Annotated in this window: 10 protein-coding genes; 1 reads left to right on the top strand and 9 read right to left on the bottom strand. The window is 61.7% G+C overall.

Annotated elements, in window-relative coordinates:
- Positions 1 to 40: 40 nt before the first annotated feature.
- The 4 genes from fdhE to fdnG are packed head-to-tail and all read right to left on the bottom strand — an operon-like array spanning position 41 to position 5,552.
- Positions 41 to 952, bottom strand: coding sequence for a formate dehydrogenase accessory protein FdhE (gene fdhE / locus ACZ9H3_RS06315; protein WP_065758621.1), 912 nt, complete (start codon positions 950 to 952; stop codon positions 41 to 43).
- On the bottom strand, positions 949 to 1,596 hold the full coding sequence (locus tag ACZ9H3_RS06310; RefSeq protein WP_065758622.1) for a formate dehydrogenase subunit gamma: 648 nt from the start codon (positions 1,594 to 1,596) through the stop codon (positions 949 to 951). Before ACZ9H3_RS06310 ends, fdhE begins: the two co-directional genes overlap by 4 nt.
- Positions 1,593 to 2,483: a formate dehydrogenase subunit beta gene (fdxH, locus tag ACZ9H3_RS06305; RefSeq protein WP_330523413.1), complete on the bottom strand. Its 891-nt coding sequence runs from the start codon at positions 2,481 to 2,483 to the stop codon at positions 1,593 to 1,595. The genes ACZ9H3_RS06310 and fdxH overlap by 4 nt, the downstream gene beginning before the upstream one ends.
- A gap of 18 nt (positions 2,484 to 2,501) precedes the next feature.
- Positions 2,502 to 5,552, bottom strand: a complete 3,051-nt coding sequence (gene fdnG, locus ACZ9H3_RS06300) for a formate dehydrogenase-N subunit alpha (RefSeq protein ID WP_476220127.1) — start codon at positions 5,550 to 5,552, stop codon at positions 2,502 to 2,504.
- 316 nt (positions 5,553 to 5,868) lie between these two features.
- Between fdnG and ACZ9H3_RS06295 the strand changes: the two genes are divergently transcribed.
- Positions 5,869 to 6,219 (top strand): hypothetical protein, encoded by a 351-nt coding sequence (locus ACZ9H3_RS06295; protein ID WP_102051924.1) that lies wholly within the window; start codon positions 5,869 to 5,871, stop codon positions 6,217 to 6,219.
- 6 nt (positions 6,220 to 6,225) lie between these two features.
- On the opposite strand, the gene ACZ9H3_RS06290 is transcribed toward ACZ9H3_RS06295, so the two are convergent.
- From ACZ9H3_RS06290 to ACZ9H3_RS06270, 5 genes are all read right to left on the bottom strand, one after another.
- Positions 6,226 to 7,308, bottom strand: a complete 1,083-nt coding sequence (locus ACZ9H3_RS06290) for a helix-turn-helix domain-containing protein (protein WP_065758625.1) — start codon at positions 7,306 to 7,308, stop codon at positions 6,226 to 6,228.
- Positions 7,309 to 7,486: 178 nt separating this feature from the next.
- Entirely contained in the window at positions 7,487 to 8,458 is a 972-nt protein-coding gene (locus ACZ9H3_RS06285) for a PDR/VanB family oxidoreductase (protein ID WP_102051923.1), read from the bottom strand.
- A 62-nt stretch (positions 8,459 to 8,520) separates the two neighbouring features.
- Positions 8,521 to 9,969, bottom strand: a complete 1,449-nt coding sequence (locus tag ACZ9H3_RS06280) for an NAD-dependent succinate-semialdehyde dehydrogenase (RefSeq protein ID WP_065758627.1) — start codon at positions 9,967 to 9,969, stop codon at positions 8,521 to 8,523.
- Positions 9,970 to 10,020: 51 nt separating this feature from the next.
- A complete protein-coding gene (locus ACZ9H3_RS06275; RefSeq protein WP_065758628.1) occupies positions 10,021 to 11,142 on the bottom strand; it encodes an aromatic ring-hydroxylating oxygenase subunit alpha in 1,122 nt (373 codons plus the stop codon).
- A gap of 140 nt (positions 11,143 to 11,282) precedes the next feature.
- Positions 11,283 to 12,884 carry a BCCT family transporter gene (locus tag ACZ9H3_RS06270; protein ID WP_102051922.1) on the bottom strand — a complete coding sequence of 534 codons (1,602 nt, stop codon included), beginning with the start codon at positions 12,882 to 12,884 and terminating at the stop codon, positions 11,283 to 11,285.
- Between the last annotated feature and the right edge of the window lie 70 nt (positions 12,885 to 12,954).

Raw genomic sequence — 12,954 nt, 5'->3', positions numbered from 1 at the left:
ACGCTGACGTCGCAGGGGGTATTGGCCAGGCAGGTAGCGCTTAGCCAGGAAACAGGAAAGGATTCAGCGCACTGCGTCCGAACCCTTCGCGTTCCAGTTCCGCATCCAGCGCCAGTGAGGCCAGGTCATCGGCTACCAGCTCCAGGTCACGGTCACGCTCTGGATAGAACACCTTGAGATAGCTCTGGCAGTCGTCACAGCTCTCGGCCTTGATCGGTGCCTCTTTATTCTCCAGCGACCAGTAGTCGAGCGCGCCGGTGGCTTCGCAGTTGCTGCATTTCAGGCGCACCATGTGCCAACGGCTTTCACACAGGCCGCACTGCAGGTAGCGCAGCCCGGCCTGGGCGCCGGTCATGATCACACTGGCGACCGGCGCGCTGGCGCACACCGGGCAATGCTGGCGCGCCTCACCCGGCAGGGCCTTGGCAGAGGCGGGCAGGTGCGCCGCCAACTGGGTGAAGTACAGCGACAAGGCTGCCCAGAGGAATACTGCCTGGCCGCTGTCGACTGCCGTGTAGTCGCCTGCGAGCAGGGCGCTGGCTTGCTGCTCACGTTGTGCAGGTGTTTGCGAGCGCAGCGCGTCCAGTGCGGCACTTACGGTGGGCGTTGCCGCGGCAGTCAGTTGATTGAGCAACTGCTCCAGCACGTCTTGCCAGTAAGGCGCACGCGGGTACTCGTGATAGGCCAGTGGTGGTTGTGCGCGGCCCAAGCGTTCGGCCAAACCGTCGACGCAGGCCGCCGGTAATGGCCGCGTGTCGAGCAGGTGTTGCTGTGCTGCAACGATGTTGGCGGCGAAGTTCAGGTAATCGGCCATCACATGCTCTTCAGCCAACTGACGCAGCCGCGCGGCACGCGGTGCATAGCGTTGCTTGAGGCTTGGCAGCAGGACGGCGGGGATCTCGGTGATACCCGGCGAGCGCGGCTCGACCGGGGTCAGTTGAATGCTGCTCATTGCTTGCGACCGCTCCCTGGTTGCTTGTTGCTGATCTGCCGGTACCAGCGATCATGGTGGGTCTTGGCCCAGCGATGCGAGACATAACCGGTGACCATGCCACGGATCGAGCCTTTTACCCAGAACGCCAGGTAGGCGTGGCCGATGATCAGCAGGATCAGGCTGATGCCGGCCAGGGCATGGACGAACAGGCCGATGCGAATAATCGGGATCGAGAACAGCGGCGCGAAGTACGGTCGCCAGATCACCACGCCACTGATCAACAGCAGGGTGATCAGGGCCATGATGCCCCAGAACAGCACTTTCTGGCCGGCGTTGTACTTGCCGATCTGCAGCGCCGGTTCATGCTTGCCGGCCAGTACCTGCTTGATGTTCTTGAACCAGGTCAGGTCCTCGCGCTCCGGCAGGTTGTATTTGACGAAGCGGATGAACAGGAACATCAGCAGCAAGAACACCACCACCCCGAAGAACGGGTGCAGGATGCGCGCCAGTTGCGGCGTGCCAAACACCGCGTTCAGGCCATTGAGCGACGGGAAGAACCACGACAGCCCCGACAGCGCTACGGCAAAGAAGCAGATGACCATGAACCAGTGGCTGGCACGCTCGATGAAACGGGTGCGCAGGATCAGTTTGTCCTTGTTCATGCGTGGGTGTCCTCTTCGTGCGTTTCGTCCTGTTCATCCACCTCGTTCGGCCCGACGCCAACGTAGTGGAAGAGGGTGCCGGCCAGGGTGGCGAAGAACGCCACTGCGGCAGCAGGCTTGAGCCAGCCCTTCCAGCCATGAACGGCGCTGCTGATACGCGGGTCGGTCGGCAGCTTGTGGTACAGGTGCGGTTTGTCGGCATGTTGCAGCACATACATCACATGGGTGCCGCCGACGCCTTGCGGGTCATAGATGCCTGCCCCGGCGAAGCCGCGCCCCTGCAACTCGACCACCCGCTCGCTGGCCAGGTGCTGCATGTCCTGCTTGCTGCCGAAGTTGATCGCGCCCGTCGGGCAGGTCTTGACGCAGGCCGGCTCCTGGCCGACCGAAACACGGTCGACGCACAGCGTGCACTTGTAGGCTTTGTTGTCCTTCTGGCTGATGCGCGGCACATCGAACGGGCAGCCGGCGATGCAATAGCCGCAGCCGATACAGTGCTCGGATTGGAAGTCGACGATGCCGTTGGCGTACTGGATGATTGCCCCCGGCTGCGGGCAGGCCTTCAGGCAGCCCGGGTCGGCGCAGTGCATGCAGCCGTCCTTGCGGATCAGCCACTCCAGCTTGCCGCTCTCGTCTTCTACTTCGTCGAAGCGCATCAGCGTCCAGGTTTCAGCCGAGAGGTCGGCCGGGTTGTCGTAGACGCCGACGTTGTGACCCACCTCGTCACGCAGGTCGTTCCATTCGTTGCACGCGACCTGGCAGGCCTTGCAGCCGATGCAGATACTGACGTCGATCAGCTTGGCCACTTCGGCCTGGTGATCGCGGGTATGTGGCGCCGGGGTCAAGGCGTTGGTGGCGGAGCGCCTGACGATGTCTTGGGATTGCATGGACATGGGTTCGCTCCGTTACACCTTTTCAATATTCACGAGAAACGCCTTGTATTCCGGCGTATGGGTATTCGACTCGCCGACACCCGGGGTCAGGGTGTTGGCCAGGAATCCCTTGCGTGTGCTGCCTTCGTAGCCCCAGTGGCAGGGGATGCCGATGGTGTCGACGTCCTGGCCGTCGATGGTCAGGCGGCGGATACGCTTGGTCACCACGGCCTTGGCCTTGATGTAGCCGCGCTTGGTGCTGACCTTGACCGTGTCGCCTTGAACGATGCCCTTGTCACTGGCCAGTTTTTCACCGATCTCGATGAACTGCTCGGGCTGGACGATGGCGTTCAGCCGTGAGTGCTTGGTCCAGTGACGGAACAGCTCGGTGATCGAGTAGGTGGTCGCCACATACGGGAACTCTTCACGGGTGCCCATGCGCAGGCGGTCGCTTTCGTACAGCCGTGCCGTCGGGCTGTAGGTGACGTTGGGGTGCAGCGGGTTCTTCGCCAGCGGGCTTTCGGTTGGCTCGTAGTGTTCCGGGAATGGCCCGTCGTTCATGGCACCGACCGAGAACAGCCGGCCAAGGCCTTCTGGCAGCATGATGAAGGGGTTGGTATTGCTGCCCGGTGCGGCGGTGACGGCAAAGTCCGGTACGTCGACACCGCTCCAGCGCGTGCCGTCCCAACCGATCAGTTTGCGCTTGGCATCCCAAGGGTTGCCCTGCGGGTCGGCCGAAGCACGGTTATAGAGGATGCGGCGGTTCTGCGGCCACGCCCAGGCCCAGCCCGGCGTGCAGCCCAGGCCACTGTCGGCATTGTCGCGCCGTGCCATCTGGTTGCCTTGCTCGGTCCATGAACCGGCGAAGATCCAGTTGAAGCAGCTGGTGCTGCCGTCGTCGCGTAGTTGCGAGAAGTCGTTGAGCAACTGGCCCTTGCGCAGGATCAGATTGCCCTGGTCATCGTGCAGGTCGGCCAGGGCGCGACCGTTGGACTCCTTCGCCACTTCTTCAGGTTTCGGGTCCAGCGGGTCGGCATAATCCCAGGCCATGTTAAGGATCGGCGCCGGGTTGGCGCCGCCTTCCTTCTCGTACAGCTCGCGGATCTTGAGGAACAGGTGGCCGAGGATCTTGCCGTCGTGCCAGGCTTCCCCGGGCGGTGCGGCACCCGCCCAGTGCCATTGCAGCCAGCGCCCGGAGTTGACAATGGAGCCGTCTTCTTCGGCGAAGCAGGACGAGGGCAGGCGGAACACCTCGGTCTGGATCGAGGCGGTATCGACGTCATGCTGTTCGCCGTGGTTCTGCCAGAAGCTTGAGGTTTCGGTGGCCAGCGGGTCGATGATCACCAGGAACTTGAGCTTGGACAGGGCGGCCTGGGCCTTGTTCTTGTCCGGGAACGCCGCGACCGGGTTGAAGCCTTGGGCGATGTAGCCGTTGACCTTGCCTTCATACATGCGGTTGCTGAAGTTGAGTACGTCATAGCTGTCGTCCCACTTCGGCAACCAGTCAAAGCCCCAGCTGTTTTCCCGGGTCGCCTTGTCACCCCAAAGGCTTTTCATCAGGCTGACGAAGAACTTCGGGGTGTGCTTGTAGTAGTTGACCTGATCAGGCAGCAGCGCCGTCGGGGTGATCTGCTTGAGGTAGGTTTCAAGGTCGGTTTGCGCGTCGGACGGCAGGTTCATGTAACCCGGCAAGCGCAGCGAAAGCAGGCCCAGGTCGGTGTAGCCCTGAATGTTGGAGTGCCCGCGCAAGGCGTTGACCCCGCCACCGGCCATGCCGATGTTGCCCAGCAGCAACTGGATCATGCCCGAGCCACGGATCATCTGCGCGCCGTTGGTGTGGTGGGTCCAGCCCAGGGCGTAGAGGAAGGTCGCGGTCTTGTCCGGGGCGCTGGTTTCACCCAGGATCGCGCAGATCTTCAGGAAATCGTCTTTCGGTGTGCCGCAAACCGTGGTGACCATCTCCGGGGTGTAGCGGCTGACATGGGCCTTGAGCAGGTTCCACACGCACCGTGGATGGCTCAGGGTCAGGTCGCGCTTGGCATAGCCTTGCGCGTCCAGTTCGTAGGTCCACGAACTGCGGTCGTAGGCTCGCTTCTGCGCGTCGTAACCACTGAACAGGCCATCGTCGAAGTGGTAGTCCTCGCGGACGATCAGGCTGGCGTTGGTGTAGGCACGTACGTATTCATGCTGGATCTTGTCGTGGCTGATCAGGTAGTTGACCACGCCCATCAGGAAGGTCACGTCGGAGCCCGCGCGGATCGGCGAATAGATGTCCGCTACCGAGGCACTGCGGTTGAACCGTGGGTCGACCACGATGACCTTGGCGCCATTGCGAATCTTCGCCTCGATCACCCACTTGAAGCCTACCGGGTGCGCTTCGGCAGGGTTGCCACCCATGATCAGCACCACGTTGGCGTTCTTGATGTCGACCCAGTTGTTGGTCATCGCGCCACGGCCAAAGGTCGGCGCCAGGGCTGACACGGTCGGGGCGTGGCAGACCCGCGCCTGGCTGTCGGTACCGAGGATGCCCAGGGCGCGGGTGAAGCGTTGATCGAGTGAGCCGGTCTCGCTGCTGGCGGCCGAGGAGCAGAGCATGCCGGTACTCAGCCAGCGGTTGACCGTGGTGCCCTTGGCATTTTTCTCGATGAAGTTGGCGTCGCGGTCGTCCTTCATCAAGCGGGCGATGCGCTCGATGGCGTGTTCCCAGCTGATGCGCTGCCATTTGTCCGAGCCCGGCGCCCGGTACTCTGGGTAGAGCAGGCGTTGTTCGCTGTGGATGTAGTCCACCAGCCCGGCCCCTTTCGGGCACAACGAGCCACGGCTGACCGGATGGTCCGGGTCGCCTTCAATGTGGAAAATGCGGGCCTTGGCGTTCTTCGCGCCGTCGCCCAGGCTGTACATGAGGATGCCGCAACCCACCGAGCAGTAGGTGCAGTTGTTGCGGGTTTCCTTGGCGCGCAGCAGCTTGTACTGCCGCGACTGGGTCGCTTGTGCTACGCCGGGGGCGAAGCCGAGGGTGGCACAAGTGGCGGTGGCAGCGCCGACGGTACAGAGCTTGAAGAACTGTCTTCTGCCAAGACCCATGGTTATCTCCTTATACAGACGACGTCAGGCATTGCGCGTCGGGGCCAGGCCCGACAGCAACATGTCGATGGTGGTCTTCGGTTTACAGGCTGGAAATCAGAGGGTGCGCCGGTGCCCATTCTGCGCAGGGCTGAGTGCGCGCTTGCGCCGCAGTCTATTGCCTTACTAAATGTAAGACTAATTGACCTTGTCGATGGCGCCATCGACACGCTCTATCGGTGACGCATGTACAGGCCCGGCTGGAGGTTTTCACGGGCAGGCACGCTCATCAGCCCCGCGCAGTGATACAGTCGCGTTTTCTCAAAGAGGATGGACCATGCGGGTAGTCATCGCGGTTGTTGCCGCAGCGTTGTTGGCGGGCTGTGCGTCCTCGACGATGGATGAAGCACGAAGCAAGACACCGGGCAAAACGTTTTCATCGGCCAAGTCGGCGGACGTCGTTGCCCAGTGCATTCAGTTTTCCTGGCAGGACGAAGCCGTGTTCGGTGTCGATGCCAGTGGTTACCTGGAACCCGGCAAGCAGGGCGGCTTTACCGTCTACACCCGCGGTGCGGAGTCGTTTGCAGACATCCAGAGCCAAGGGGCGGCCTCGCGCGTCAACTACTACGCGGTGAAGCCTGACGCGGTTGCCCAGCGTCGCATGGCCGCCTTGGCCACCTGCCTCTGAACGGGGTCAGTGTGTTGCCGCCAACTGGGCTTCCAGGTCGGCAATGCGTGCCTGCAGGCGCGCCTGCTCTTCGCGCTGGGCACTGATGTCCTCGTACACACTGATCAGTTGTTCCGGCTCACCGTTCTGGCAGCGTTGCAGGGCGGTACGCGCCCGTACCCAGACATAATGCCCGTCTTGATGGCGCACGCGCTTTTCCACGACATAGCGGTCGATCTCGCCGGCCAACAGACGCTGCAGCAGTGTCAGGTTGGTCGCCAGGTCGTCAGGGTGGGTGAGTTGCTGGAAGGTCATGCCATAGAGTGCTTCGGCGCGGTAGCCCAACAGCTCGCAGAAACTGCTGTTGACCCGCTTCCAGGTGCCGTCCAGATCAATGTACGCGAGGGCGCCCCAGGCCAGCTCGAAGATCGCCCGAAAGCGTTCTTCACTGTTGCGCAATGCTTCTTCAGCCACCTTGCGGTCCGTGGTGTCCATGCTGATGCCGACCATCCTGATCGAACGCCCGGCGCTGTCGCGGACCACCGTGGCACGCGAAGAGATCCAACGCAGTTCGCCGTCGGGTTGGTAGATGCGGAAGTCACACTCGCAGCCAGTGCCTTCAGCCACGGCCTGGGCGTACATGGCCTGCATGTTGAGGACATCCTCTTCGGGCAGGTGAACCCAGAAGTCCTCGTTACGGTTGACTTGCCAGCCGTAGACCGCTTCGACGTTAGGTGAATAGGTGACTTCGTCGCTGATCAGGTTCCATTCCCAGGTCACGATGCGGGCGCCTTCCTGGGCCAGCTTCATGCGGGTTTCGCTTTCCATGATCTCGGCGGTATAGCGGCGACGCAGATCGGTCATCGGCAGTTCGACCACCTGGGTAGTCTGCACATCCTGCAGCGCGTCTTCGCCATAACGCAGCCAGATCCAGTTGACCTTGAGGAAGGCTGCCAGCTTGCGCAGGTTGTCGTAATCGATTTCGCCGCCACGGGTCCATTTGTGTACCGCCGTACGCGAAATGCCCAATGCCGTACCCACCGCCTGCAAGGTGAGTTTGTGGTGTTCAAGCAATTCTTTCAGGCGAAACGCGAAGCTGTTTTCCATCATGCGCAGGGGTGTCCTGGTCAGGTACAGAGCCTGCAGTATACCTAAGCTGTCAACTTGAGGTTGACGGTGTGCGCCAGTGTCAGTCGTCAGGGGGGCTTGCTGCGCCGACAAGCCAGCACCCCTTTACCACAGGATCACAGGACCACAGGGTTGGGGCTGGCTTGTCGGTGAGGCGGTGTTACAGGTCCAGCACCAGGCGTGCCGATTTGGCCCGCGACACACAGACCATCAGGCTCTGCTGGGCGGCTTTTTCTTCATCGCTCAGGTATTGGTCGAAATGTTCGGCCTCGCCGTCGATGATCCGCGTTTCGCAGGTACCGCATACGCCTTCCCGGCACAGGCACTCGACGTTGGCGGCCTTGGACTTCTGGATGGCCTGCAGGATGGTCATGCCTTCTTCCACCAGCAGCTCCTGGCCGGAACGTGCCAGCACCACGGTGAATGCCGCGCCGGTGGCCGGCGTGGCGGCAAATTGCTCCCAATGTACGCGTTGCTCGGCGATGCCGGCCTTGGCGGCAGTGGCGATCACCGCATCGATCAGTGGCTTGGGCCCGCAGACATAGAGGTGGGCATCGTCGGTCAGGCCTGCGCAGAGTGCGGCCAGGTCGAGCTTGCGCTCCAGGCTGTCAATATAGAACCGGGTACGCCCGGCATGGGGGCCGCTCGAGAGGTCATCCTGGAAGGCACCATGCTCCGGGCTGCGGAAGGCGTAGTGCAGTTCGTAGTCGGTGTCGCCACCTTCCAGTTCATGCAGTTGGGCCAGGAACGGCGTGATACCGATACCGCCAGCGATCAGCACGTGGCGTCCGGCGGTCGGGTCCAGGGCGAACAGGTTGTTCGGGCTGGAGATGGTCAAGGTACTGCCGACCTCGACCTGTTGATGCATGAACGCCGATCCACCCTTGGACTGCTCTTCCAGGCGTACGCCGATCTGGTAGCTGCGGGTGTCGCGTGGGTCGCTCATCAGCGAGTAGGCATTGCTGAACTGGCTGCCGTCGGCACCCTGCATTTGTACGATGATGTGGCTACCACCGGTAAAGGCTGGCATCGCTGCGCCATCGTCGCGCGCCAGGGTGAAGCGCTTGATCAGGGGTGTTGCTTGCTCTACTGCGGTTACCCGCACGTTGAACATTTCATAGGGGTTGGCCATGGTTCACCTCGACTGCAGCAACGCGCGGCAGGCCCTGCCGCGCGCTGTAACTCAATGCCTGTTCAAACGGCCAGGCACAGGTACTTGATTTCCAGATAATCCTCGATGCCGTACTTCGAGCCTTCGCGGCCCAGGCCGGATTGCTTGACCCCGCCAAAGGGGGCGACTTCGTTGGAGATCAGCCCGGTATTGACCCCGACCATGCCGTACTCCAGGCGCTCGGCCACCTTGAAGACCCGCGCCAGGTCACGGCTGTAGAAGTACGCAGCCAGGCCATAGAGGGTGTCGTTGGCCAGGGTGATCACCTCTTCATCACTGGAGAAGCGCACCAGTGCCGCCACCGGGCCGAAGATTTCCTCGTCCAGCAGTTCCATGCCCGGGCCGATGTTGGCCAGCACGGTCGGTTCGAAGAAATTTCCGCCCAAGGCATGGGCCTTGCCACCGAGTACGACCTCGGCGCCTTTGCTCACCGCGTCGTCAATCAGGCTCTGGACCTTGGCCACGGCCTTGTCGCTGATCAGCGGTCCGACCTGCGTGCCGTCGCTTTGGCCATGGCCGACGCCGAGGGCGCGTACGCGCTCGACGAAGCGCTCGGTAAACTGCGCATACACGCGGTCATGCACATAGAAGCGGTTCACGCAGACGCAGGTTTGCCCGGCGTTGCGGTACTTGGCGATCAGGGCACCTTCCACGGCGGCGTCGATGTCGGCATCTTCAAACACAATGAACGGCGCGTTGCCGCCCAGCTCGAGTGACACCTTCTTGATGGTTTCGGCGCATTGGCCCATCAGCAGGCGGCCAACCGGGGTCGAACCCGTGAAGCTCAGTTTGCGCACGGCCGGGTGACGGGTCAGTTGCGCACCAATGGCCGGCGCATCACCGGTGACCACGCTGAACACGCCCGCCGGTACGCCAGCGCGCTCGGCCAGTTCGGCCAGGGCCAGGGCCGAGAAGGGGGTTTCGTTGGCCGGCTTGACCACGATGGTGCAACCGGCGGCCAGCGCCGGGGCGACTTTGCGCGTGATCATCGCCGCCGGGAAGTTCCACGGGGTGATGGCGGCGCAGACACCGATGCCTTGCTTGATCACCAGCAGACGCTTGTCGCTGGCCGGGCTTGGGATGACATCGCCATAGACACGTTTGCCTTCTTCGGCGAACCACTCGACAAACGAGGCGGCGTAGCGAATTTCACCCAGGGCTTCGTGCAGCGGCTTGCCCTGTTCCAGGGTCATCAACTGGGCCAGGTCTTGTTCGTGTTCCAGCAGCAGCTCGAACCAGCGGCGCAGTACCTGCGCGCGGTCCTTGGCGGTGCGCCCGCGCCAGCCGTCCAGTGCGGCTTCAGCGGCTTCGATGGCCCGCACCGCTTCGGCGCCGCCCATCAGCGGTACGTTGCCGAGCACGTTGCCATTGGCCGGATCGGTCACGGCCAGGTGGCGACCGTCATCGGCCTCGCACCAGGCGCCAGCAATATAGGCTTGCTGGCGGAACAGTTTGGAATCGTTAAGTTTCACGCAAGGCACTCCGTATACCGCCGCCGACCCGTAGGTCGGCGGCTGGCAGGGTCAGTCGTTGATATGGGCGACGGCGATCAGGTTGTGGAAGTGGGCAATGCCGTGCTCGCTCATGCCGCTGCGCTGACGGTCGGCCATGATCCGGCCCTGACCACGGTAGCCACGCGACTTCAGGCCCTTCTGCACGCTTTCCACCAGGCGCAGGTCTTCAGGACGGAACACTTCGCGGTACCAGTCGATCAGCTTCTGCTGCTCTTCGGTGATGTCCTTGTTCAGGAAGTAGATGTCGTAATGCTGGAGTGTGGTTTCAGCATCGACCGGGAACTCATAGATCACGGTCATGAAGTTCGCACCTGGCGGTACGTTGAACATGGTGCATGGCCAGGTCCAGAAACCGGCGAAGGATGGGTCTTTCACCGAATCGTCGAACTTGAACGACTGCTCCGACGGTTTGGCCAGACCGTATTGCAGGGTCCAGTTACCGAAGGTGGTGTGGGTGTACTGGCCAACGTCTACCGAGTCGGCGAAGCCTGGGTGGGCCGGCGCGCAGTGGTAGCACTCCAGGTAGTTGTCGACGATCGACTTCCAGTTGGCCGGGGTGTCGCTGACGAAGCGGGCAGCCAGGTGCAGGTCATCAATGACCGCACAGGCTTGACGCATGCGCGCCTCCAGGCCAGGCAGCTGTTCTTCAACGGTGCCGGCTTCCATGTCCATGTTGATGAAGATGAAACCGGCGTACTCCTCGACGCGCAACTGCACCAGGGTGGAGTTTTCCTTGTCGAAGTTCACCACGTTTTCGCAGTTACGGGCATGGGCCAGCTCGCCATCGAGCTTGAAGGTCCAGGCGTGGTAAGGGCAGGTGATGACGTTCTTGGCCTTGCCGCTGCCGCTGAGCAGCTGGTGACCACGGTGTGGGCAGACGTTGTAGAAAGCGCGCAGCACGCTGTCACGACCACGAACAACGATGATACTTTCGCCGATCACTTCACGGGTGATGTAGGCGTTGTTTTCGGCGACTTCGCTGCGGTGGCCCACACAGATCCAGCTATGGGCGAAGATCGTTTCTTTCTCGTGCTCAAACACCGATTGCTGGGTGTAGAAGTTCGCCGGAATGGTAAAGGCTTCATCGGCGTTACTGCAGAAGTCGGCGGGCAGACGTTTGAAATCGTTCACGGTGGTTTCCTCTTACAGGCACTGACGCGTTAGCGTCGTACTTTTTACTTGTTGGTTAACGAGTATCTATTGGTTAACAAGCTGGGTAAAAAAATAGCCTGCCGCCTCGGTCCTTGAGGGCGAGCAGACCGTCGCCGTGGTTACGGCGTTGCGACAACCGCAGGGGCCGGGGCTTTTTCTTCAGGGGATTCACCTGCCAGCCGCGCCGCTTCTTCTTCGATGCGGTATGCCGGTACATGGCTGTAGTCCTGAAGCATCCATTTGAAGAAGCCGTAGATCTTCACCAGCAGGATCAGCATGAAAGGGATCGCTGTGAGCACGACAGCGGTTTTCATGGTCGACAGCGAAGCCTTGGCGAACAGCATGGCCAGTGGTACCAGGGTCAACACCAGGCACCAGAACAGGCGGTGGGTTGGCGTTGGGTCTTCACCTTCGCGCAGGTTCGGGGTGCTGGTGGCGGCGACCGCATAGGCAGCGGCGTCCATGTGCGAGGCGCAGAAAACGGCCATGATGAACAGGTACACGGCGAGGAACACCTTGCCCAGCGGCAGGGCGGTCAGCAGCGCACTCACGGCGCTTTCGCCACCTTGTTCCGTCAGGATTTTCGGTACGTCGATGGCACCCGTGATGAACTGGTGCATGCTGTAGCTTTCCAGTGCGCCAAAGAAGAACCAGCACCCGAAGCTGCCACCCAGCAGCAGGGCGAAGACCACTTCCTTGATCTGCCGTCCACGGGAAACGCGGGTCACGAACATGGCCACGCCCGGTGCGTAGGACACCCACCACAGCCAGTAGAACACCGTCCAGTTACGGGTAAATGCACCGTCACCGGCAGGGTCGGTGAACAGGCTCATGTGCACGTAGTTCTGGATCATGATGCCGACGGCGTTGGCTGTGTTGTTGATGGTGAACTGCGTTGGGCCGACCAGCAGTACCACACCGGCAAACACCAGCGCGCCGATACAAACCATCTTGCTCAGACGCTGCAGGCCGCCATCGATGCCGATGTAGGAACTGAGCGAGAACAGCACTGCCACGGCACCGATCACCATCAGTTGCACGGTAAAGGTGTTGGGCGTGCCGGCCAGGTCAGCCAGGCCTCGGGTCAGGGTCGAGGCGGTCAGGGCCAGGGATACCGTCAGTGCGCCCATCATGGTCAGCAGGAAGATCAGGTCCACGGTGCGACCGACCGGGCCGGTGGCCTTGAAGCCGGTTACCGCTTCAACGATCGAGGCCAGGTTCAGGCCGCTCTTCTTGCGGACATGGAAGTGGTAGGCCATGGCCAGGGATGCCAGCGCGTAGATCGACCAGGCGCTGATGCCCCAGTGGAAGAACGAGTAACTGACACTGTATTCCAGTGCCTGGCGCGACTGCGGAACAATGTTCAGGCCCGGCGTCTGGTAGTAGTAGGCCCATTCCATGACGCCCCAGTAGAGGGTCGAGGAGCCCATGCCGGCGCAGATGAACATGAATACCCACGTGGTCGTGGAGTATTCCGGTTTACCACTGCCGAAGCGGATGTTGCCGTACTTGCTGAAGGCCAGGTACAGCACCGCCAGGGAGCTGATGAACACCAGCAACTGCACGCTGGTACCGAAGGTGCGGGTGGAAAACTCGAACAACAGGTTGGCCGTGGTTTCGGCCTGGGTGGGGAACAAGGCTAACCCGATGACAGTGAGCAGCACGGCAATCAGGCTCACGGTAATCAGAAACACATCAATCTTTTTATTTTTGTGGGACATCATCGTCTCCTGGACGTTGGCGTACGTAGTGCTTGGCCCGGAGCAAGTCCGGGGTACTGCGGTACCTCTA

The sequence above is a fragment of the Pseudomonas sp. TE3910 genome, assembly GCF_056279025.1.
The sequence above is the reverse complement of the archived record's forward strand: the minus strand, read 5'-3'. Positions and strand labels throughout refer to the sequence as shown.

What these genes read in the sequence shown, in the direction of transcription:
- ACZ9H3_RS06290 (WP_065758625.1), bottom strand. Translation starts at nt 7,308, where the DNA reads ATGATGGAAAACAGCTTCGCGTTTCGCCTGAAAGAATTGCTTGAACAC.
- ACZ9H3_RS06310 (WP_065758622.1), bottom strand. Translation starts at nt 1,596, where the DNA reads ATGAACAAGGACAAACTGATCCTGCGCACCCGTTTCATCGAGCGTGCC.
- ACZ9H3_RS06270 (WP_102051922.1), bottom strand. Translation starts at nt 12,884, where the DNA reads ATGTCCCACAAAAATAAAAAGATTGATGTGTTTCTGATTACCGTGAGC.
- fdhE (WP_065758621.1), bottom strand. Translation starts at nt 952, where the DNA reads ATGAGCAGCATTCAACTGACCCCGGTCGAGCCGCGCTCGCCGGGTATC.
- fdnG (WP_476220127.1), bottom strand. Translation starts at nt 5,552, where the DNA reads ATGGGTCTTGGCAGAAGACAGTTCTTCAAGCTCTGTACCGTCGGCGCT.
- ACZ9H3_RS06285 (WP_102051923.1), bottom strand. Translation starts at nt 8,458, where the DNA reads ATGGCCAACCCCTATGAAATGTTCAACGTGCGGGTAACCGCAGTAGAG.
- fdxH (WP_330523413.1), bottom strand. Translation starts at nt 2,483, where the DNA reads ATGCAATCCCAAGACATCGTCAGGCGCTCCGCCACCAACGCCTTGACC.
- ACZ9H3_RS06295 (WP_102051924.1), top strand. Translation starts at nt 5,869, where the DNA reads ATGCGGGTAGTCATCGCGGTTGTTGCCGCAGCGTTGTTGGCGGGCTGT.